General features: G+C 66.8%; 18 protein-coding genes. 17 read left to right on the top strand and 1 reads right to left on the bottom strand.

Annotated features, from left to right (window positions below; all coding sequences use genetic code 11):
• Positions 1-19: 19 nt before the first annotated feature.
• The 12 genes from ACSQ25_RS17615 (at position 20) to ACSQ25_RS17560 (ending at position 14,585) form a co-directional block, all read left to right on the top strand.
• Positions 20-1,075, top strand: a complete 1,056-nt coding sequence (locus ACSQ25_RS17615) for an EpsD family peptidyl-prolyl cis-trans isomerase (protein WP_436106966.1) — start codon at positions 20-22, stop codon at positions 1,073-1,075.
• Positions 1,076-1,126: 51 nt separating this feature from the next.
• Positions 1,127-1,915, top strand: coding sequence for a polysaccharide export protein EpsE (gene epsE, locus ACSQ25_RS17610; RefSeq protein ID WP_436106965.1), 789 nt, complete (start codon positions 1,127-1,129; stop codon positions 1,913-1,915).
• Positions 1,916-2,006: 91 nt separating this feature from the next.
• Positions 2,007-3,413, top strand: a complete 1,407-nt coding sequence (gene epsF / locus ACSQ25_RS17605; protein ID WP_436106964.1) for a chain length determinant protein EpsF — start codon at positions 2,007-2,009, stop codon at positions 3,411-3,413.
• 140 nt (positions 3,414-3,553) lie between these two features.
• On the top strand, positions 3,554-4,369 hold the full coding sequence (gene epsG / locus ACSQ25_RS17600) for a chain length determinant protein tyrosine kinase EpsG (RefSeq protein WP_436108098.1): 816 nt from the start codon (positions 3,554-3,556) through the stop codon (positions 4,367-4,369).
• 1 nt (position 4,370) lies between these two features.
• A complete protein-coding gene (gene xrtB, locus ACSQ25_RS17595) occupies positions 4,371-5,339 on the top strand; it encodes an exosortase B (protein ID WP_436106963.1) in 969 nt (322 codons plus the stop codon).
• On the top strand, positions 5,336-6,040 hold the full coding sequence (gene epsI, locus ACSQ25_RS17590) for an exosortase-associated protein EpsI, B-type (RefSeq protein ID WP_436106962.1): 705 nt from the start codon (positions 5,336-5,338) through the stop codon (positions 6,038-6,040). Before xrtB ends, epsI begins: the two co-directional genes overlap by 4 nt.
• Before the next feature lie 43 nt (positions 6,041-6,083).
• On the top strand, positions 6,084-7,562 hold the full coding sequence (locus ACSQ25_RS17585; protein ID WP_436106961.1) for an O-antigen ligase family protein: 1,479 nt from the start codon (positions 6,084-6,086) through the stop codon (positions 7,560-7,562).
• On the top strand, positions 7,562-9,085 hold the full coding sequence (locus ACSQ25_RS17580; protein WP_436106960.1) for a lipopolysaccharide biosynthesis protein: 1,524 nt from the start codon (positions 7,562-7,564) through the stop codon (positions 9,083-9,085). Before ACSQ25_RS17585 ends, ACSQ25_RS17580 begins: the two co-directional genes overlap by 1 nt.
• A gap of 3 nt (positions 9,086-9,088) precedes the next feature.
• Positions 9,089-10,300, top strand: coding sequence for a glycosyltransferase family 4 protein (locus ACSQ25_RS17575; RefSeq protein WP_436106959.1), 1,212 nt, complete (start codon positions 9,089-9,091; stop codon positions 10,298-10,300).
• Positions 10,290-11,108: a glycosyltransferase family 2 protein gene (locus tag ACSQ25_RS17570; protein ID WP_436106958.1), complete on the top strand. Its 819-nt coding sequence runs from the start codon at positions 10,290-10,292 to the stop codon at positions 11,106-11,108. The genes ACSQ25_RS17575 and ACSQ25_RS17570 overlap by 11 nt, the downstream gene beginning before the upstream one ends.
• A 282-nt stretch (positions 11,109-11,390) precedes the next feature.
• On the top strand, positions 11,391-13,625 hold the full coding sequence (locus tag ACSQ25_RS17565; protein ID WP_436106957.1) for a DUF4962 domain-containing protein: 2,235 nt from the start codon (positions 11,391-11,393) through the stop codon (positions 13,623-13,625).
• Between the two features lie 102 nt (positions 13,626-13,727).
• Positions 13,728-14,585, top strand: a complete 858-nt coding sequence (locus ACSQ25_RS17560; RefSeq protein ID WP_436106956.1) for a beta-1,6-N-acetylglucosaminyltransferase — start codon at positions 13,728-13,730, stop codon at positions 14,583-14,585.
• Here the strand turns inward: ACSQ25_RS17560 and ACSQ25_RS17555 are convergent.
• The gene (locus ACSQ25_RS17555) at positions 14,582-15,445 is read right to left on the bottom strand and encodes a DUF4394 domain-containing protein (protein WP_436106955.1); all 864 of its coding nucleotides are present in this window, start codon (positions 15,443-15,445) and stop codon (positions 14,582-14,584) included. The genes ACSQ25_RS17560 and ACSQ25_RS17555 overlap by 4 nt on opposite strands.
• Positions 15,446-15,653: 208 nt before the next feature.
• Here ACSQ25_RS17555 and ACSQ25_RS17550 point away from each other — a divergent pair, with 208 nt between their 5' ends.
• The 5 genes from ACSQ25_RS17550 to ACSQ25_RS17530 all read left to right on the top strand — a co-directional run bounded on the left by ACSQ25_RS17550 (position 15,654) and on the right by ACSQ25_RS17530 (position 22,077).
• Complete coding sequence (locus ACSQ25_RS17550) at positions 15,654-16,871, top strand: glycosyltransferase (protein ID WP_436106954.1); 1,218 nt, start codon at positions 15,654-15,656, stop codon at positions 16,869-16,871.
• A gap of 186 nt (positions 16,872-17,057) precedes the next feature.
• Complete coding sequence (locus tag ACSQ25_RS17545; protein WP_436106953.1) at positions 17,058-18,101, top strand: glycosyltransferase; 1,044 nt, start codon at positions 17,058-17,060, stop codon at positions 18,099-18,101.
• A gap of 34 nt (positions 18,102-18,135) precedes the next feature.
• Positions 18,136-20,100: an alginate lyase family protein gene (locus tag ACSQ25_RS17540; RefSeq protein WP_436106952.1), complete on the top strand. Its 1,965-nt coding sequence runs from the start codon at positions 18,136-18,138 to the stop codon at positions 20,098-20,100.
• 56 nt (positions 20,101-20,156) lie between these two features.
• Entirely contained in the window at positions 20,157-21,290 is a 1,134-nt protein-coding gene (gene wecB / locus ACSQ25_RS17535; RefSeq protein ID WP_436106951.1) for a non-hydrolyzing UDP-N-acetylglucosamine 2-epimerase, read from the top strand.
• A 28-nt stretch (positions 21,291-21,318) separates the two neighbouring features.
• Positions 21,319-22,077 carry a WecB/TagA/CpsF family glycosyltransferase gene (locus tag ACSQ25_RS17530; protein ID WP_436106950.1) on the top strand — a complete coding sequence of 253 codons (759 nt, stop codon included), beginning with the start codon at positions 21,319-21,321 and terminating at the stop codon, positions 22,075-22,077.
• Positions 22,078-22,207 lie beyond the last annotated feature (130 nt).

Here is a 22,207-nt window from a genome sequence, read left to right as displayed (position 1 = left end):
TAACGTCGAGGAAATTATCTTGAAAACCTTCCATTTGGCAGCCAACCAAACTTCTTTCCCAACTCCCAGGCGCCTGCTGTCCGCGGCGGCGCTGGTGCTGTGCGCGGCCGGCCTGGCCGGCTGCAACAAGGACGAGGCCCCCAAGGAGTCGAAGCCGGGCCAGGCCCTGGCCAGCGTCAACGGCGAAGAAATCACCGTGCTGCAGCTGAACGAAGAACTGCAGCGCCTGGGCGTGTCGGCGGCGCAGCAGCAGGTGGCCGGCAAGCAGGTCCTGCAGGCCCTGGTCGACCGCGAACTGCTGGAAAGCGAAGCGGCCAAGGAAAAGCTCGACCGCGACCCGAAGGTGATGCAGGCCATCGAGCGCGCGCGCTCGCTGATCATCGCCCAGGCCTATATGCAGAAGAAGATCGGTGAGCCGCAGCGTCCGAGCCCGGCCGAAGTGGAAGACTACTTCAACAAGAACCCACAGTTCTTCAGCAACCGCAAGCAGTTCGCCATGAACGAGCTGATCCTCGCGGCCAACGACCTGACGCCGGAGGTGCGTGCGGCCGCCGACAATGCCAAGTCGCTGGAAGAAATCGCCGTGCTCCTCGATGCGAAGAACATCAAGTACGGACGCGCCCAGGTCACCCGCAGCACCGCCGATCTCAATCCTCAGCTGTCGAGCAAGCTGCTGTCGATGCAGAAGGGCCAGCTGTTCGCGGTCAAGGAAGGCGACCGTGCGATGCTGATTTCGATCGCCGAAGTGCGCGACGCGCCCGTCACCCTGGCCATCGCCGGACCGCAGATCAGCCAGTACCTGATGAACAAGAAGAACAAGGAGCTGGCCGCGGCCGAGATCCAGCGCCTGCGCGGCACCGCCAAGATTGCCTACCTGAACAAGGATTACGCGCCGAACCCGAACACGCCTGGTGCTGCGCCGTCCGCAGCACCGGCGCCGGCCGCGGCGGATCCGGCTGCCGCGGCGGTGGCCGCCGCGCCGGCCGGCCCGACCTCGATCGCGCCCGCACCGGCGCCCGAGGCCGGCACTGCCGACAAGGCAGCGCTCGACCGCGGCGTGGCAGGTCTGAAGTAAGCGTAGATTCATCCCTCATCGACCAACAGCAAAAGAATTGAAGGAGCAATCATGAAAAGATTCGTCAAGTGGATGATGGCAGCCGCGCTCGTGCTGACCATGGGCATCGCCGGTGCCGCCGAAACCGTGCTGGGCCCGGGCGACGTGGTCAAGCTGTCCGTCTACGGCAGCCCCGATCTCGCGCTCGAGACCCGCGTCAGCGACAGCGGCAACATCACCTTCCCGCTGCTGGGCCAGGTCTCGGTGGGCGGCCTGTCGGTGGCGGCGGCCGAGAAGAAGATCGGCGACCTGCTGGAGAAGGGCGGCTTCCTCAAGAAGGCCCAGGTCAACATGCTGGTGACCACGCTGGCCAGCCAGCAGGTCTCGGTGCTGGGCTACGTCAACCGTCCGGGCCGCTACGCGGTGGAAGGGCGCCGCAAGGTGCTCGACCTGCTGGCCATGGCCGGCGGCATCCACGGCGAGGGCGGCGACATCATCAACCTGGTGCGCACCCGCAACGGCAACACCACCCGCGAAACCATCGACGTGGTCGACATGGTGCGCAAGGGCGAGCTGAACAAGGATTACGAAGTGGCCGGCGGCGACATCATCTACGTCGAACGCGCACCGCGTGCCTACGTTACCGGCGAAGTCCAGCGTCCGGGTCCGTTCCGCCTCGAGCGCGGCATGACCGTCCAGCAGGCCGTCTCGGCCGGTGGCGGCCTGAACATGCGCGGCAGCAACAAGGGCATGAAGGTCACCCGCCGCGATGCCAGCGGCAATCCGGTGACGATCAATGTCAATGCCAACGACCCGGTCCAGGTCGACGATGTGATCACCGTGCGTGAAAGCTGGTTCTAAGAAGTTTTCCGGCGCGCCGCAGCCGGCGCGCCGGGCCGCAGTCCCGTTTTGTCCACCCGCTGTCAAAGGCATCTGATGCAAAGGTAAGGCCATGAACGTCCATCAATTTCTGCTGATCCTACTGGCCAGGAAAAAGATCATCCTGGGAACCCTGCTGGTCACGGTCCTGCTCGCGCTGGGCTGGAGCCTGGTGCAGCAGAAGACCTACAAGGCCACCGCATCCGTGCTCCTCAACTACAAGGGCGTGGACCCGGTGAGCGGACTCACCATGCCGGGCAACCTGATGCCGGGCTATATGGCGACCCAGATCGACATCATCAGCAGCAAGAACGTGGCCTTGCGGGTGGTCGATTCGCTGCGCCTCGCATCGAGCCCGGCCGTGCAGGCCCAGTGGCGCGAAGCCAACGAAGGGAAGGGCACGGTGCGCGACTGGCTGGCCGACCTGCTGCTCAAGAAGCTCGAGATCATGCCCTCGCGTGAATCGAGCGTGGTCGAGATCAGCTTCAAGGGCGCCGACCCGACCTTCGCCGCCGCCGTCGCCAACGCCTTCGCCGACGAATACCAGAAGATCAGCGTCCAGCTCAAGACCGAGCCGGCCAAGAAAGCCTCTTCCTACTTCAACGAACAGACCAAGCAGCTGCGCGACAACCTCGAGGCCGCCCAGGCGCGCCTGTCGAAATACCAGCAGGAGAAGGGCATCGTCAGCCTCGACAACAACCGTGTCGATATCGAGCTGTCGCGCCTGAACGACCTGTCGGCCCAGCTGGTCGCGGCCCAGACCCAGTCCATGGAAGCCAGCTCGCGTGAACGCATGGCCACCGGCGTGGGTTCGCCCGACGTCGCCAACAACGCCCTGGTCCAGAGCCTGCGCGTGAGCCTGGCCAGCGGCGAGGCCAAGCTGGCCGAAGCCGCATCGCGCTACGGCCGCAACCACCCAGTCTACCAGTCCGCCTCCGCGGAAGTCGGCAAGATGCGCGCCGAACTGAATGCCGCCCTGGGCAGCGTCTCGAAGAGCGTCGGCGCCAATGCCCAGGTCTATCGCCAGCGCGAGGCCGAGCTGCGCGCCGCCCTGGCCGCCCAGAAGACCCGCGTGCTCGAGCTGAACCGCACCCGCGACGAGCTCGGCGTGATGCTGAAGGACCTCGACAGCGCCCAGCGCGCCTTCGACGCCGCCAGCCAGCGCTTCTCGCAGACCCGTATCGAAGCCCAGGCCGAGCAGTCCGACATCTCGGTGCTGAACCCGGCGGTGCCGCCGACCGTGCCGGCCGGCCCGCGCGTGCTGCTCAACACCCTGGTCTCGATCCTGCTGGGCACCATCCTGGGCGTCGGCCTGGCCCTGCTGCTGGAACTGGTCAACCGCCCGGTACGTTCGAGCGGCGACGTCAAGGACATGCTGGGCATCCCGGTGCTCGGCACCATCGAGTGGCGCATGAAGCGCCCGCGCAGCAGCGGCATCCGTGCCTTGATGACGCCGCGCCGCCTGCTGAGGCTGAACTGAGCCGGCTCACACAAGAATAGGACACGACCATGAATTCATCCGTGCTATCCGCATTGCCTACCGGTGCACCCCACGACGGTGCGCTACACCATGGCGCACCCCATGAGGGCGCATTGCATAACACCAACGCCGATTCGAGCATGGGCGCACTGCTGCTCGACGCCGGCAAGCTCACGCCCGAAAGTGCCGAGCGTGTCCTGCGCATGCAGAAAGACCTCGGAATCCGTTTCGGCGAAGCCGCCGTGCGCCTGGGGCTGGTCAGCGAGGACGACATCCAGCAGGTGCTGGCGCGCCAGTTCTCCTATCCCTATCTGCAGAAAGGGCAGGCCAACCTGTCGCCCAAGCTGGTCGCCGCCTACGACCCGTTCTCGCCCCAGGTCGAGGCGCTGCGCGCGATCCGCAGCCAGCTGATGCTGCGCTGGTTCGCCCGCGGCCGGCGCGCGCTGGCGATCGCCGGCGTCACCCCGGAAGACGGCTCCAGCCTGTTCGCGGCCAACCTCGCGGTGGTGTTCTCCCAGCTGGGCGAACAGACCCTGCTGGTGGACGCCAACCTGCGCAGCCCGCGCCAGCAGGAGATGTTCGGTCTCAAGCCGCGCCAGGGCCTGTCCGACCTGCTGGCCGGCCGCGCCGACCTGGACGTGATCTCGCGCGTGCCCGCCTTCGTCGACCTGTCCCTGATGCCGGCCGGGACCCTGCCGCCGAACCCGCAGGAACTGCTGGCGCGCGAAGGCTTCCGCAACCTGAATACCCAGCTGGAAAGCCGCTACGACGTGGTGCTGTACGACCTGCCGCCGTTCGCGTCCGGCGCCGACGCGCTGGCCGTGGCCGGCCGCGCCGGCGGTGTGCTGCTGGTGGCCTGCAAGCACCGCACCCGCATTGCCAACATCAGCCGCATGGCCGAGCAGATGGCCGAATCCGGCGCCGAAGTGGTCGGCTCGGTGGTGGTGGAGTTCTGAGATGGCGACGGCGGCACGCAAGGAGTCCGCGGCGGTACCGCGTGAGCTGGGCAGCACGCTCGCTTCGCTGCGCGGCGCACTGCCGGAGTGGTGGCCGGTCTTCCTCGGCCTGGCGATCCTGCTCGGTCCCACCTTCTACGACCTGTTCACCGGCGCCTGGATCGGCGAAGAGCAGGGCCATGGACCGATCATCTTCTTCCTGGCGCTGTGGCTGATCTGGCGTAAATGGCCCGAGGTCATGGCGGCCCTTGGCCCCACGCCGACAGGCAACTGGAGCGGCTGGCCGGTACTGGCCATCGGCCTGATGTTCCACCTGCTGGGCCGCTCGCAAAAGATCCTGATGTTCGAGGTCGCCTCGATCGTGGTGGTGATGGCGGCCGTGGTGCTGCTCAAGTTCGGCAGCCGCGCCTTGCGCGTGCTGTGGTTCCCCTTCTTCTTCATGCTGTTCCTGATCCCGCTGCCGAGCGAGCTGGTGGCGGCGGTGACGATGCCGATGAAGATGGCGGTGTCCTGGGTGACCGAACACATCCTGTTCGCGCTGGGCTACCCGATCTCGCGCTCCGGCGTGGTGCTGCAGATGGGCCAGTACCAGTTGCTGGTGGCCGATGCCTGCGCCGGCCTGCAGACCCTCTTGACGCTGGAAGCGCTCGGCCTGTTCTACCTGAACCTGATGCGCCACCCCTCGGCCTTCCGCAACATCACGCTGGCGATCCTGATCATCCCGATCTCGTTCACGGCCAACGTGATCCGCGTGATCGCCCTGACCCTGATCACCTATTACTTCGGCGACGCCGCCGGCCAGGGCTTCCTGCACGGTTTCGCCGGCATGGTGCTGTTCGTCACCGCGCTGCTGCTGATCCTGGCGGTCGACAACGGCCTGCAGTGGTGGCTCAAGCGGCGCGAAGGCGGTAGCGGCGGCCCGGGTGCGGGCGGCGGCCGCGTGCGCGCGACCCTGAAGGAGGCAACATGAACCGCCGTTTCGCCATCAGCCTGGTGCTGGGCCTGGCCATGGCCGGCACCTCGGCCCTGACCGGCGCGCTCACGCCCAAGGCGCGGGTGCCCCAGGCCCATGAACAGTTCAGCCTGGAGCAGATGATCCCGCAGCGCTTCGCCGACTGGCGCATCGACCCCTCGGTGGTGCCGCTCACGCCCGATCCCGAGCAGCAGAGCGTGCTCGAAAAGATCTACGACCAGACCCTGTCGCGCACCTACGTGAATGCCGAAGGCCAGCGCGTGATGCTGTCGATCGCCTATGGCGGCGACCAGAGCAAGTCGCTGCAGCTGCACCTGCCCGAGGTCTGCTACGTGGCCCAGGGCTTCCAGATGGTGAAGGAAGACGAGGCCGCACTGGCGACCCGCTTCGGCGAGCTGCCGGTCAAGCGCCTGGTGGCGCGCCTGCACGAGCGCAACGAACCGATCACCTACTGGATCACGATCGGCGAGCACGCCTCCCGGGCCGGTATCCAGCAGAAGCTGCGGCGCCTGGCCTACGGCCTGTCCGGCGAAATCCCGGACGGCATGCTGGTGCGGGTCTCGACCATCGGCGCCGACGATGCCGGGGCCTACCGGATCCAGGACCGCTTCGTCGCCGACATGCTCGGCACGATGGCGCCGCGCGACCGCACCCGCCTGCTCGGCGCCGGGCTGGCGCCGGCACCGGCACCCGGCTAAGGCCTGAAGCCGACAACACGAAGAACAAGGACACATCAACCCGATGAATTTGAACGCGATCATCCCGTACGTGTATTACTCGCTGCCCTGGGCCTTCGTGATCGGCCTGTCGGTGGCTGCGGTCGCGGGCATCGGCATCGGCCTGGTCTGGCCGCGCTTCCTGGTCTATCCCTACCTGGCGGTCTATTTCTGCATGAACTCCACCAGCTACGGGAACATGGCGATCTTCGCCACCCGCAGCATCTACAGCCGCGGTTCGGGCATGCTGCTGTTCGGCCTGGTGCTGTGGTACGTGCTGGGCGCCTGGGCCTGCGCCCGCGTGGCCGCCACCTTCCAGCGCTACCCGACCCCGGCCTGCAACCTGCGGCCCTGGTTCTGGGCCTGGGGCGTGCTGCTGGCCGCCCACGTGGGCGTCGGCCTGATGTCCGGCGTCACGGTGGCCGAGGCGCTGACCCCGCAGGGCTTCTCGAACGTGGTCTGGATGGCGCCGCTGATCTCGCTCATGCTGCTGTCCTTCCGCACCCGCGAGCACGTGCTGGAGCTGACCCATTTCATCCTGATCGTCGGCCTGTGCCGCTCCCTGTTCGGCCTGGTGCGCTGGGCGGCCTTCGGCGGCGATCCGAACAACGTCTACGCCAACCTGAATGCGATCAAGATCCGCCTGACCTTCTTCGACATCAACGACAGCCTGGTGTGCACCATCGCTTTCGCGATCGCCGCCGTCCACCTGTTCCAGACCGTCAAGATCGAGCGCCCGGCATTCTGGCGCACCATCGAGTGGATGACCCTGGTGTCGACCGGCCTGTGCATCCTGCTGTCCTACCGCCGCAGCGCCTGGATCGGCTTCATGCTGGCCTTCCTGGTGATCATGATGCGCTTCCCGCTCAAGCGCCGCATGCAGCTGATGACGGCCGGCCTGCCGCTGGTCGGCGCCGCGCTCACCTATGTGGCGGTGCAGCGCCTGTCGCAGACCAAGGGGGCGGGCAGTGGGCTGTCGAGCCTGGTGTACGACATGCAGTCCAAGCGCTTCGGACCCGAGAGCGAACGGGTGCTGGAACTGAAGTTCGCGTTGGGCGACTTCCTGGCCAACCCGATCACCGGCATCGGTTCCTGGGGCAGGTACACCGGCTACCAGTACATTTCGTGGCAGCAGAACCCGGACGGCGGCCTGTTCCTGCATAGCGGCGTGCTGCACATCGCGCTCAAGAGCGGCGTGGTCGGCACCGTCCTCTTGTTCGGCACATTGCTCACCTTCATACTGTTCGCGCGGCGCGCCCTCAAGACCTTGCCGCCCGAATTGCTGGGGCTGGCGACGGCCGGCGTGGCCGGACTGGCCTTCATGATCCCGGACTTCCTGATCGGCACCCCGTTCCCGCAGGTGCGCACCAGCCAGATGCTGGCGGTCTGCCTGGCCCTGCCTTACCTGGCGATGGCCGTCGCCAAGGCTGCGCCGGCGCCGCAGCGGGGACTGCATCCCGCCGTGAAGCCCTTCGTGCCGCGTCCGCGCCTGGTGAGCGCCTGATGAACCTGCGTCTTGCCCGCAACGCCTGGTCGAACCTGCTCGGCGCCGCGATTCCCGCGCTGGTCATGCTTGGCACCGTGCCGCTGGTCGTCAAGGGACTGGGCGAGGCCAGCTATGGCGTGTACTCGCTGGTCACGGCCATCGTCGGCTACTTCGCCGTCATCGACATCAACGTCACCGCCGGTTCGGTCAAGTACATCGCGGAACACAATGCGCGTGAGGACGATGACAGGATCTTCGAGACCATTTCCTTCGGCCTGGCCACGTATGCCGGCATCGGCCTGCTGGGCGCGCTCGGCCTGTTGCTGGGGGCCGCCTGGTTCGTCGGCGATGTGTTCTCGGTGCCGCAGGCCCTGGTGCCGGAGGCCACCGCCACCTTGCGCCTGGCCGCGCTCGGCTTCCTGGCCGGCCAGCTGCAGAGTTACCTGAACAGCGTGCCGCAAGCGCTGATGCGCTACGACATCTCGGCGCGCCTCGAGATGGTGTTCGGCACCCTGGTGCCGCTGGCCACGGTCGGGGTACTGCTGCTCGGCTATAACCTGTTCGAAGTGATCCTGCTGCGGGTGGTGGCCTCGAGCGTCCATTGCGCCATCCTGTGGGGCGCGATCCGGCGCCTGCTGCCGGGCATGCGCTGGCGCTGGCCCGGCTCGCGCTTCCGCAACGCGCTGCTCGGCTTCTCGGCCTATTCCTTCCTGTCGCGCTTCGCCACGCTGTCCTATGCCCATGCGGACAAGCTGATCATCGGCGCCCTGGTCGGGGTCACCGGCCTGGCCTATTTCACGGTGGCGGCGACGCTCGCCAACCGCGTGCTGAGCCTGACCTTCCGCCTGTCCGGGGTGTTCTTCCCGGCCGCCAGCGCGCTGGCGGCCAGCGGCGAATTCGCGCGCCTCGACCGCGTCTACCTGAAGGCGACGCGCTACGTGGTCTTCCTGAACGCCGCCATCCTGGTGCTGGTGGCGGTGTTCGCCCACCAGATCCTCGGCTACTGGATGAACGAGGCCTTCGCCCGCAACGGCGCCACGGTACTGGCCGTGATGGCGCTGGCCCAGTTCGTCGATTCGCTCACCAGCCTGCCGTCGCTGGTGAACGACGGCATGGGCCACCCGCGTGTATCCGGCCTGTTCGCCGTGACCCGCGCGCTGGCCGGGCTGGCCATTGTGTACGCCGGCGTAGCCGGCTGGGGCATCGACGGCGCCGCCTGGGGCCACCTGGCGGCATCAACGGTGTTCACCAGCGGCTTCCTGCTGTACGTGCACAGCCGCACGGTGCCGACCAGCTTCGGGCGCCTGCTGTCCCAAGCCTATGCGCCCGGCCTGGCCGGGGTGGCGCTGGTGGCGGTGGCCGCCACCGCGGCCGAGCAGCTGTTCGACCGCGGGGCCTGGGATTTCCTGTTCATCCTGGGCGTGACCGTGCTGCTGCTGGGCGTGCACGGCGTCCTGTTCGTGGTCGAACGCGATGACCGCCTGCTGGCCTGGTCGCGCCTGAAAGCCGGCTGGGCGCGCTTGCATCCGGCGGGGGGCTAGCAGATGCGGATATTGATGGTGTCGGAAGACTTGCCGGGCGCCCAGCTCGGTGGATTGGCCAAGCACGTGGTGACCCTGTCGAACGCCTTGCTGGAAGAAGGGCATACGGTGGACATCATGGGCCGCTCGGACCGCGCCCATGCGCGCAGCGCGGAAGAGATCGGCTTCCAGGGCCGCTTCATCCCCGGCTTCGACTTCCGCCGCGTTGGCTGGAAGGAAGCCCAGCTCGGTTTCTTCAACCCGGCCAAGCGGCCCTGGTTCGCGGCCCGGGTGGCGCGCGCGCTGTCCGAACACGCGTCCGCCTATGACGTGGTGCACTACCACGGCCACCTGCCGATGACCGGCCTGTACGTCGACCCGGCCCTGAACTTCGTCCAGACCCGCCACGACCAGGGCAGCGAATGCGTGACCCACCTGCGCTTCAAGGAAGGCGCGGTCTGCACCGAGACGGCGGCGCGCGCCTGCGCCGGCTGCGCCCATGCGGCGCCGGGACCCTTGCGCACGGTGCTGTCCGGCCACGCGGTGGCGCGCTACCGCGGCGAGACCGAGCGCACTTTTGCGCGCCACAAGACCATCTTCGTGTCGGACTTCCTGCGCCGCCAGTTTCTGCGCACCTTGCCGCATGCCGATCTGTCGCGCTCGCGCGTGATCCACAACTTCATCAACTACCGCAAGCTGTCGCAGCTGGCCGCCGCGGCGCAGGGGCCGGTGCAGGGCCGGGTGCTGCTGGCCGGGCGCATCGACACCGGCAAGGGCTTCGCCGAATTTCTGGCTGCGGCGCGCGGGCGCCTGCCGGCGCAGGCGCAGCTGCTGGTGGTCGGCGACGGCCCCCTGCGCGCGGGGCTGGAAGCAGAGTATTCAAGCGAGCAGATCCGCTTCCTCGGCTGGCAGCCGAACCCGGAAGTGGTGGCGCTGACCGCCACCAGCCATGTCTGCGTGGTGCCCTCGGTGTGGGAAGAACCCTGCGGCACCACCATCCTCGAAGCGCTGGCGCTGGGCCGACCCTGCCTGGCGCTGGCACGCGGCGGCAATCCCGAGCTTGCCGTTTACGAGTCCTATCCCGGCCAGCTGCGCCTGGCTGCCTCGATGGAGGAGCTGGTCACGCTCCTCGGCGAGGAGCTGGCGCGTCCGGCAGCGGCGCGCCCGCTGCCGGCCACGGCCGGGATGGACGTTTTCCAGGCCTTACCCAAGATCGTGGACTTCTATGCACACTAATGAGCCAAAGCAGCCGAACCCAGCCCCCGGCAAGCCGACCTTCTCCATCGTCACCTGCACCTGGAACAGCGCCGCGACGCTGGCCGACACCCTGGCCTCGGTCCAGCGCCAGACCTGCCAGGATTTCGAACACATCTTCGTCGACGGCGGCTCCACCGATGGCACCCTCGACATGATTGCCGCCTATCCCGGCAACAAGCGGGTGCTGCGCGACGTCGGCGGCGGCATCAGCCGCGCCATGAACCAGGGCATCGAAGCGGCCCGGGGCGAGATCATCGCCCATTTGCATTCGGACGATTACTACAATGGTCCCGACGTGCTGGCCACGGTCAAGCGCGCCTTCGACGAGGCGAGGGCGTCCGGGCGTCCCGTGGATTGGGTGTACGGCAACATCCAGGTCTTGAAGGACGGCAAGATGGTGCCGCCCTATGCGATGCCGGCCTTTTCCTACCGCTCCTTCGTGGCCGGCCGCAGCTCGATCCCGCATCCGGCCGTGTTCGTCCGCAAGGCGGCCTTCGAACGGGTCGGCAGCTTCGACGAGAAACTCAAGTACGCGATGGACATCGACCTGTGGCTGCGGCTCGGGGCCGTCTCGCGCCCGGCGATGATCGACCAGCCCCTGACCGTGTTCCGCGACCACGAGGGCAGTGTGTCCTCGGCCAACCGGCTCAAGGCGCGCCAGGAGGAATTCAACGTGCGCCGGCGCCACATGGACAAGGCGCCGCTGGCCTTCGGTATTTATTGTTTGCGCTACCTGAAGCGGGTGCGCGCGCTGCAGGCCGAGGCGCGCGCGGTGGCGGTTCAATAGCCTTTTTGACAGCTTTGCCGTTTTATCTTTTCAGGCGAATTACGACCGTTATAGGCATGCAAATATTGTTCGGCAAGAGTTGAAATTCTGTCGTGGGATTTCTGCACGGCAAGCAAAAAATCTGTGATTTCTTTGGAGAATTTTCCTGTGCTCAACTTACTTTGGGGTAGCATAACTCCTGTCAAGTAAGCGCTTTCGGGGCACAGCAAACGTTCTCAAGCCACCACCGGCGAGCCCGGCCCGGCGCATCGATTTTCAAGATTTTTTTCTCGGAGTACCCACATGGAATTTCAACGCAAGATTCTGGTCATGGCCGCTGCATTCGCCTCGCTGTTCGCGAGCGTCACCGCACGGGCCGACTGGGTCCAGTCGACCGACCCCCTGGTCGTGCAAGCCAAGCCTGAAATGAACCAGGTGCAGGCGCAGAATCCGCCCGGCTTCACCTGGGCCCGTCACGGGACCGGTCCGGCCAGCTACGAAATCGAGATCACCCCGGTCGGCGGCACGCCGACCCGCGCCGTCGTCGACCGCAACTGGTACCTGCCGACCAAGGCCCTGGCCCTCGGCAACTACACCTGGCGCGTGCGCCCGGTCGGCAGCAACGACTGGTCGACCGCGCGCACCTTCTCGATCACCAGCAAGGCGACCACCTTCGAAGTGCCGGACAACGCCACCCTGCGCAACCGCATCATGGCGAAGCCGCGGCCGCGCTCGCTGCCGTCGTCGGTGACGCCGTTCTCGACCTGGAACTACGCCAAGCGCACCACGCTGGAGCCCTACCTGAGCCGTCTCGGGAATGAAGTCAAAGCGCAGGTGACCGCCGTGCCGGCGCTGTCGGATTCGCGCTGGTCGATCGTCATCAGCTCGCCGCTGACCGCCGCCATGGCCAGCCAGCAGACCGACGTGCGCCAGCGCATCAACGAAGCGACCCGCCAGATGGAAGCGGCGGCGCTGATGTACAAATTGAAGGGCGAAAGCCTGTACCTGACCGAAGCCTTGCGTCGTGGCGACGAACTGGCCGCCCTGAATCCGTCCGGCCCGACCAGCTACGCCAACCAGGACCAGGCCACCCGCCAGATCGCCTGGGGCCTGGCCAAGGCCATCGACCTGCTGGGCAGCTCGCTCGATTCGACCCGCAAGGCGCGCTGGTTGGGCGCGATCAAGGTGCGCACCACCGAGATGTACAACAGCCTGGCCGGCGACAACGGCCGCCTCGACCAGTACCCGTTCGACTCGCACGGCAATACCAGCCTGATCTACATTGTGCTGATCTCGACCCTGACCCTGGGCGACATCCCGGAAGCGCAGAAGTGGTTCGACTTCTCCTTCCGTGCCTATGCCCTGAGCCCGAACCCCTGGAGCGGCCCGGAAGGCGGCTATGCCAACGGCACCGCCTATGCCGAATACGCGGCCGGCTACCTGCTGGCCCTGTGGGATCCGCTGACCCAGGCCAGCGGCGTGAACTTCTTCGGCAAACCGTGGACGCTCGGCTTCCTCGACTTCGCGATGGAATTCACCCCGCCGGGCATGCGTACCCACGCCTTCGGCGATGCTTCCGAAACCAAGCCGGACCCGCGCGTGTTCCGCGCCTTCGCCTCGCGCATGTGGTCGCCGCGTGCCGCCTGGTACGTGAAGAACACCACCGGCATGGAAGACGCCATGTCGCTGCTGCAGGCCGAGTACCCGCTGCCGGTGACTTACACCACCTACCTGGAGGCACCGCAGAACTCGGCCTATTACCCGAGTATCGGCTGGGTCGCGATGCACAGCAACCTCGGCTCGAGCTCGCGCATCTCGGCCTTCTTCAAGTCCAGCCCCTACGGCTCGTTCAACCACAGCCACGGCGACCAGAACGGCCTGCTGCTGTCGAGCGCCGGCCAGCCACTGCTGGTCAAGGCCGGCTGGTATGACTGGTACGGTTCGCCGTACTGGACCGACTGGTACCACCAGACCCGTTCGCAGAACGCGATCACCTTCGACGGCGGCAAGGGCCAGATGGTGACCGGCTACCGCGAGCAGCTGCAGCGCAACGGCAAGATCACCGCCTTCACCGCCCAGCCGAGCTACGACTATGCCGAAGGCGACGCCACCCCGTCGTATGGCGGCCAGCTGACCATGGCCAAGCGCCAGGTCTGGCACCTGCGCAATGCCGGCAATGCGATCCTGGTGCGCGACCGCCTGGCCAGCACCGTGGCCCGCACCTACGAGTGGAACATGCACACCCCGTCCATCATGACGGTCGAGAACGGCCAGAACGTCAAGGTCGTGGCGGGCACCCAGTCGCTGTGCGTGCGTTCGCTGAACACCAATGCCAGCTTCGCCAAGTGGATCGGTCCGGGCGCCAAGACCAACGTGGTGGAAGACCACGGCGCCTTCTACCTGAAGGCCAACGCCAACACCACCGCCGAGTACCTGGTGCTGCTCGACGTCGGTTGCAAGAAGCCGACCGTGAGCATCTCGACCTCGGGCTCGGTGCGCACCGTGACCGTGGGCGGCCAGGCGGTGACCATCAACTAAGCGGGCGCTGTCCCGTTCGCGCGCCATGCTAGACTCGGCGCGCAGCAATAAGTCCCCCGCGGCGCAGGCTGCGGGGGATTTTTTTTATGGACGGGGAGGTTGATGAAACAGGTATTCCTGATCTGTGCGCACAAGGACATGGACCAGATCAACGCGCTGGTCGACGCCCTGTGCGATCCCGATTTCACCGTCTACGTCCACCTCGACCGCAAGAGCGCGCTCGACCCCGCCGCGCTGCATCCGGCCGCGCACCAGGTCGCACCGCGCATCGACGTGCGCTGGGGCGGCTTCTCGCAGGTGCAGGCCACCCTGGTCGCGCTGCGCCAGATCCTGCGCGAGCAAGCTGACTTCGACAAAGTCGTGTTCCTGTCCGCCCAGGACTTCCCCTTGCTGCCCAACGCCTTGCTCAAGCGCGAGCTGGAGCGGCTGCGCGACCGCGAGCTGATCGAGACGGCGCCCATCGCGCCGGGCGGCTGGAACGTGGGCTTCCGCTACCAGTTCTTCCACCGCGAAGGAGGAGGGAGGCTGGAGCGCCTGGCCTGCGGCCTTGCCAACCGCGTGCTGCGCGCCACCGGGCGGCGCCGGCGCATGCCGGACGGCTTCGTGCCGCACGGCGGCGCCTCGTGGTGGGCCCTGTCGCGCGACTGCATCGCCGAGGTACTGCGCCTGCTTGACGCGCACCCGCGCCTGCTGCGCTTCCTGCGCACCGTCCAGTGCCCGGACGAGATGCTGTTCCAGACCCTGGTGATGGGCTCACGCTTCGCCGGCCGCGTACTGTCCGACAATTACCGCTACGTGCAATGGCCGGAACAGGGCGCGCGCAATCCCAAGGTGCTGGACGCCGGCGACTTCGAGCGCATCCGTGCTTCGAATGCCCACTTCTGCCGCAAGCTCGACAGCCAGGCCAGTGCCGGGCTGCTGCCGCAACTGCAGCGCTGGAAGGAAAGCCGCGCCGCCTAATCCTGATCGAGCGGGATGGCGATGCCGATCACCCGGTACTGCGCCGGGAAGTCGCCGCGCAGGGTCGCCTTGCCGGTCGGCAGGTCGACACTGTACAGGCTGCTCTTGCCGCCGCTTGTCGCGAGCGAGGCCAGGGCCTGCACGCCGCCGCGCGCGCTGCTGTAGATATCGAAGCCGGTGTCGGTGCCGGCATCCAGGCCCAGCTTGCCGGTGGCGGCCAGGGTGCCGTCGTTCGGCGGCGACTGCAGGGCGACCTGGTCCAGGTTGGTGTCGAGCGCATACAGCGTGGTGCCGGTCGTCGCCGACAGGTCGTTGTTCGTATAGGCCGAGCCGGTCACCCCCATGGCATTCGGGCCGACCGCGTTCACCGGGGTGGCGGGCGGATAGTCGAGCGGGTCGTCGGCGATCGTCGTGCCCGCAGTGATGTTGTGGCGCAGGTTCTGGCCGGTGTCGCTGACGATGCGCAGGCGGTCGGCGGCGGGATTGAAATCGACGCCGAACGAGCTTCCCTCCAGCATGACCGTCAGGTTGCCGACCTTGGTCGCCATGGCGCCGGCGAGATCGATGCGGTAGATGCCGCCGCTGCGGCTGACGCCATATAACTGCTTGTCCTGGACCCGGTAATCGATGCCGACCAGGGCATCTCCCCGCATCAGGCCGCTGATACTGCCGATGCTGCGCGCCTTGTCCGGCCGTTTCTCTCTGAAGCAGACGAGCTGCATGTCCGCGCTGAGTCCGACCACCAGCAGGGGACCGCCTTCGCGGTCATCGTTGGTGCAGGCGCTACGTGGGGCCGCGCTGGCGGGAAGCGACAGGGCGGCAAGGGTGACGGCGACGACCAGGCTGGCTGATGTTCTCACAATGGTTCTCCTCGAAAGCCGGAACGGGCGATCCGGTGGTGGTACTACGTCCGGGCAGGCAAGCCGGATGCAGCTTCGCTTAAATATTTTTTGAGCAACATTTTCTTTGCCCCGATGTGCTGCACCGCACATATCCGTCCCGACGGCGGAGCGTGCGCGCGAAACGCTGCGCTAGAATCGGCTGGTCTTGCCCATCCTTATGAATCGCATGCACAAGCCCCTGTCCATCGCCTTCATCGTCCGTGATCCTCTACCTCCGTTGCGTGCCGACGTACTGACCCTGTTCGGCGCCGAGATGCCGCGCTACGGCGTGCACACCGAGCTGGTAGGGCAGTCCGGCAGCGAGGGCGGGGCGCCGTGGCCGGCGGGCGGCATGCACATGGTCGGCAGCCTCAAGTCGCGCTTCGCCAGCGTGCTGTCGCCCCTCTGGGATTTGCGCGGCCTGCTGCGGGCGCGACGCAAGGGGCGGCCCGACTGCATCCAGGTGCGCGACAAGATCGCCTCCGGCCTGCTCGGCCGCCTGGCCGCCGCCCTCCTGCGCGTTCCTTTTATTTACTGGATGTCCTTCCCGATCGTGGAAGGCTTCGAGGTGCGGCGCGACGAGATCGGCAGCCGCAAGAAAGGCCTGAAGTGGTTCGCCCACGCCTTGCGCGCGGCCGCCTCGCGCTTCGTCATCTACCGCCTGGTATTGCCGGGCGCCCGGCATATGTTCGTGCAGAGCGAAGCCATGGCCGACTGGCTGACGGCGCAAGGTTTCGATCGCGCGCGCATGACCGCCGTGCCGATGGGCGTCGATGCCGGGCTGTTCGACCGCAGCACGGTCGAGCCGGTCGATGACCCGCGCCTGATTGGCCGCCGCGTGGTCCTCTACCTCGGCCGCATCGCCCAGGCGCGCCGCTCTGACTTCCTGCTCGACGTCGCCGAGCAGCTCAAGCAGGACGTCCCCGATGTGCTGCTGGTGATCGCCGGCGACGCCGCCTCGAGCGACGAAATGGACTGGATGCGCGCCGAGATCGCCCGCCGCGGCGTCGGGGAACACGTGCTGCTGACCGGCTGGCTGCCCCAGCGCACCGCCCTCGGCTACGCGGTGCGGGCCGAGGTGGGCTTGTCGCCGATCCCGCGCGGCACCCTGTTCGACGTCTCCTCGCCGACCAAGCTGGTCGAGTACCTGGCGCTGGGCATCCCCAGCGTCGCCAACGACATCCCGGACCAGCAGCTGGTCATCGCCGAGAGCGGGGCAGGGCTGTGCGCGCCGATGGAAGCGGCCCCGTTTGCGGCAGCCGTGCGGCGTCTGCTGGAGGACCGGGCCCTTGCCGCGGAGTTCGCGAAACGTGGCCCAGCGTACGTAAGGAGCCACCGGACCTATGCTATTCTGGGTCGGATTGTTGCAGAAACATACACGAAAATCATGCCTCGACAGGGTTAAAAAAACAACACTGTAGTTCCGCAGGCATCGTATCGTGCGCTTCCTGGAGTAAACACTGTTGTACTATCCAAAACAATTTCTATTTTGCAAACTTGTTTGCAAGCCTCGGAGGGAAGGGCGAATGGCATGAACCGGGTATCGGCACCAGCAGCGCCAGCGGCGACGCATGCATCGCCCAGAGTGCTCATGCTGGGTACCGAGCCTGGCGGACGCGGCGGCGTCGCCACCGTGGTCTCGCTGTTGCGCCAGAACGGCCTGTTCGAGCGCGAGGGCGTCTGCTACGTGTCGACCCACGCCGAAGGCAGCCGTGCCGCCAAGCTCGGCGCCGCCCTCAAGGGCCTGCTGCGCACTCTGGCCTGCCTGGCGCGCGGCCCGGACATCGTCCATGCGCATGCGGCCTCGAACGGCAGTTTCGTGCGCAAGTCGGTGCTGCTGGCCTTGGCCCGCGCGAGCGGCGCCAAGACCGTGTTCCACCTGCACGGTGCCTGCTTCGACAGTTTCATCGAACGCTCGAACCCGCTGATGCGGCGCTGGATCCGCCATACGCTCGACAAGAGCACGGTCGTGATCGCGCTGTCCACCCGCTGGGCGAGCTACCTGAACGGCTTCGCGCCGCGCGCCCGGGTCGTCGTGATCCCGAACTCGGTGCCGCTGCCCCCTGCGGGGCCGGACCGGGCCGAACCGGGGCGCATCCTGTTCCTCGGCCAGGTCGAGCCGCGCAAAGGCATTTATGAGCTGGTGGAAGCGCTGGCCCTGCTCAAGGACCGCTACCCCCAGCTGAAGCTGGCAGTCGGCGGGCAGGGCGAGCTGGCGCAACTGAAGGCGCGCGCGGCGGCGCTCGGCGTGGCCGAGCGCATCGAGGAGCTGGGCTGGGTCACCGCCGGGCGCAAACAGGACGAACTGGCACGCGCCGCCATCTTCTGCCTGCCGTCGCATGCCGAAGGCTTGCCGATGGCGCTGCTGGAGGCGATGGCTGCCGGCAAGGCCGTGGTCAGCACCGGCGTCGGCGGCATCCCGGATGCGCTGCGCGACGGCGACAACGGCCTGATGGTCGAGCCGGGCAAGGTGGATGCGCTGGCAGCTGCCCTCGGCAAGCTGCTCGGCGACGACGGGGAGCGCCGCCGCCTGGGCGCGCGTGCCCGCGCCACCATCGAACAGGAATTCGAGTCCGGCGTCGTGATCGGACAAATATCAGCGGTGTATCAGCAATTGCGGCAGCAGCGCAGCTGAAGCAACATCGCGACCACCAAAGCGGGGGAGAGAGATGAACGCAACAGTAAGGATAGGTTGGCTGGTGAACCGGCTGCGCTGCATGTCGGTGGCCGAAGTGGGTTACCGGGTCCGCCAGGCGGCCGCCACCCGGATGGGCCGGCGCATGGCGGGCCGCACCGCGCCCACGCCGCTGCCGCGCGCGCGCACGCTGGCCGTGCACGGCGCCCCCACGCTCGACGCCGCTGAAATCGAGGCCCTCCTGCTCGACGCCGAGCGCATCTGCGCCGGCCATGTGGTGCTGTTCGCCGAACGCCGTTTCGACGTCGGCGTGCCCACCGCCTGGAACCGCGATCCCGAGACCGGCGTCACCGGTCCGGCCATCTACGCCGGCGACATCGCCATCACCAACCGCGAACAGGTCGGCGACATCAAGCACGTGTGGGAACTGAACCGCCACCTGCACCTCGTCCGCCTGGCCCAGGCCTGGGTGCTGAGCGGCGAAGTGCGCTGGCTGCACGCGCTCGGACAGCAGCTGCGCAGCTGGCTCGACCAATGCCCGCCGCTGACCGGTCCCAACTGGACCAGCTCGCTCGAACTGGGCATTCGCCTGATCAACTGGAGCCTGGTCTGGCAGCTCGTCGGCGGCGAAAAGAGCCCCCTGTTCGACGGCGAATCCGGCCAGAAGCTGCGCGAAGACTGGCATGGCAGCATCCATGCCCACTGCCGCAGCATCGCGCGCCACCTGTCGCGCCATTCCTCGGCCAACAACCACCTGATCGGCGAACTGGCCGGCCTCTACGTCGGCGCCAGCACCTGGCCGTGCTGGAAGGAATCCGGCGAGTGGCTGGAGCAGGCGCGCCGCGAGCTCGAACACGAGGCCGTGGCCCAGTATTCGCGCGACGGCGTCAACCGCGAGCAAGCCTTCGCCTACCATATCTTCTCGAGCGAATTCCTGTTCGTCGCCGGCCTGATGGGCCAGGCCTGCGGCCAGCCTTTCCCGCGCCACTACTGGGCGTCGCTGCAGCGCGCGCTGCGCTTCCTGCGCTCGGTGCGCGACGCTAGCGGCCACGTGCCGGCGGTGGGCGATGCCGACGACGGCTGCGTGTTCCGCCTCGACGCTTCCGGCATGGACCGCGCCGCCCAGCTGCTGGCGCTGGGCGACACCGTGTTCGGCGCCGCCGGCGATACCCACCCCGGCGTGCGCTGGCTGCTGCACGCGCTGCCCGGTTCGCGCCCGGACTGCGACCCGCACGAAGTCGATACCGGCTGGGCCTTCCCGGACGGCGGCTACCTCCTGTTCGGCAACCACTTCGGCGAGCACCAGGAGATCAAGGGCATGCTCGACTGCGGTCCGCTCGGCTACCTCGGCATCGCGGCCCACGGCCATGCCGACGCGCTGGCGATGACGCTCTCGGTGGCGGGCGAGGAATGCCTGATCGATCCCGGTACCTATTCCTACTGGCAGGAGCAGAAGTGGCGAGATTATTTCCGCGGCACGTCCAGCCACAATACCGTGCGCATCGACGGCCTCGACCAGTCGACCAGCGGCGGGCGCTTCATGTGGCTGCGCAAGGCGCAGGCCCGCATCGAGCGCATGCCCAGCAGCCCGAACGACTTCGATTTCCGCGGCTCGCACGACGGCTACACCCGCCTGTCGGACCCGGTGCGCCACATGCGCAGCGTGCGCTTCGACGGCACCAGCAATACCCTGGTCGTGCGCGACGAAGTCTCGGCGCGCAAGCAGCACAAGGTCGAACTGTTCTGGCACTTCGCGCCCGAGCTCGACGTGCGCCTGACCAGCCACGGCCTGTCGGTGCGCGGCAAGCGCTTCGTGCTGCAGATGCAGGCCAGCGGCGCCGACCTGCAGCTGGAACTGGTGCGCGGCGCCGAGAATCCGCCGCTCGGCTGGTGCTCGCGCACCTACGAATCGAAGCGTCCGTGCGAAGTGCTTCGTATCACGACCGTATCGTCCGCCGTCCCTGTCGAATGCAGGTTTACAATAACGTTTCTGCATTAGTAAAAAATTACTGAATTCAACAATTACAAACAAGTTTTTAAAGGGAAATGTCCAAAATGCTGATTTACCTCGTTGCCGGTGCCCGTCCGAACTTCATGAAGATTGCACCCATCGTGCGCGCGCTTCGGGCCCAGGATGCCCTGTCGTTCAAGATCATCCACACCGGACAGCATTACGACCGCGAGATGAATGACGTGTTCTTCGAAGAACTGGGTATCCCCCAGCCGGACGTGTTCATGGCTGCCGGCGGTGGCAGCCACGCCCAGCAGACCGCCAAGATCATGGTCGCCTTCGAGGAGTTGTGTCAGGCTGAGCGCCCGGCCGCCGTGCTGGTGGTGGGCGACGTGAATTCGACCCTGGCCTGCTCGATCGTGGCCAAGAAGCTGGTGATTCCGGTGGCCCACGTTGAGGCCGGCCTGCGCAGCGGCGACATGGCCATGCCGGAGGAAATCAACCGCCTCGTCACGGACAGCATTTCCGACTGGTTCTTCGTGACCGAGCCGGCCGCCGTCGAGCATCTGCGTCGCGAAGGCAAGCCGGAATCCGCCGTGCACTATGTCGGCCACGTGATGGTGGACAATGTGCTGTACCAGGCCGAGAAGCTGTCGCAGGCGGATACCTCGGACTTCGATACCAGTGGATTCAAGTCGGCCCGGCAGGCCGAGGGCGGGCGCTACGGCGTGGTGACGCTGCACCGCCCCAGCAATGTCGACGAGCCGGACACCTTCGCCCGCATCGCCGGTGCGCTGAAGGAGATCTCGCGCGAGTTGCCGCTGATTTTCCCGGTCCATCCGCGTACCCGCGCCAACATTGAAAAATTCGGCATCGAGCTCGGCCCGAACATTACCCTGGCCGGTCCGCAAGCCTACATGGCCTTCCTCAATCTGTGGAAGGACGCGGCCGTGGTGCTGACCGACAGCGGCGGACTGCAGGAAGAAACCACGGCGCTGGGCGTCCCCTGCGTGACGATCCGCGAAAACACCGAGCGCCCGGTGACGGTCGACGAAGGTTCCAACGTGCTGGCAGGCACTGATCCCGACACCATCGTCCGTGAAGCCCGCAAGGTGCTGCGCGGCGAGGGCAAGCAAGGCCGCCGCCCGCACCTGTGGGACGGCAAGGCCGCCGAACGCATCGTTGCGATCCTCTCCCGGGAGATCGCTGCGGCAAAGCCGAAGGACATTGCCGCGTAAGTCAATCACTCAGCTGTAAAGGACGCACATGAATGACCGGATCACGTTGATGGGCTGTCAGGTCGACAACCTGACGATGGAAGAAACGCTGGGCAAGGTCGAAGGCTTCATCCAGACCGGCCTGCCGCACCAGCACGTGGTGGTCAATGTGGACAAGCTGGTCAAGGCCAGCCGCGACCCGGAACTGCGCCAGATCATCAACGACTGCGCCCTGGTCAACGTGGACGGCATGCCGGTGGTGTGGGCCTCGCGCCTGCTCGGCAAGCCGCTCAAGGAAAGGGTGGCCGGCGTCGACCTGTTCGAGGCCTTGATGCGGCGCGCGGGCGAAAAGGGCTGGCGCGTGTTCCTGCTGGGGGCACGCGAGGAAGTCGTCAGCAAGGTGGCCGAGACCTATACCCGCAAGTACCCGCGCCTGGTGCTGGCGGGCTACCGCAACGGCTACTGGAAGGGCGAGGAAGAAGAGCAGGCGGTGGCCGAGCAGATCCGCGCGAGCCAGGCCGATCTGCTGTTCGTGGCGATCAGCTCGCCCAAGAAGGAGCAGTTCCTCGGCAAGTACCAGGCCCATATGCGGATTCCCTTCGCCATGGGTGTCGGCGGAACCTTCGACGTCGCGATCGGCAAGGTCAAGCGGGCTCCGCTCTGGATGCAGAGATCCGGGCTCGAATGGTTCTACCGCTTCCTGCAGGAGCCGCGCCGCATGTTCCGGCGCTACTTCATCGAAGACATGGCTTTTATCGGCCTGTTGTTCAAGGAAGCGCTCAAGGGCCGGCAGGCCAGGCAGGGATAGGGCGGCCACAGAAGCCGTCCGGGCAAGAACAGACAAGCGCCCCAACCGATCATAACGCGACCACGCAAGCCGGAGACCGCATGGCGCCGCACGCGTCTGCTGTGGCGGAGCGTGTGTGCATGCCCGGCAC

This window comes from Massilia sp. LjRoot122 (assembly GCF_964252725.1).
Classification (GTDB): domain Bacteria; phylum Pseudomonadota; class Gammaproteobacteria; order Burkholderiales; family Burkholderiaceae_D; genus Telluria.
The sequence above is the reverse complement of the archived record's forward strand: the minus strand, read 5'-3'. Positions and strand labels throughout refer to the sequence as shown.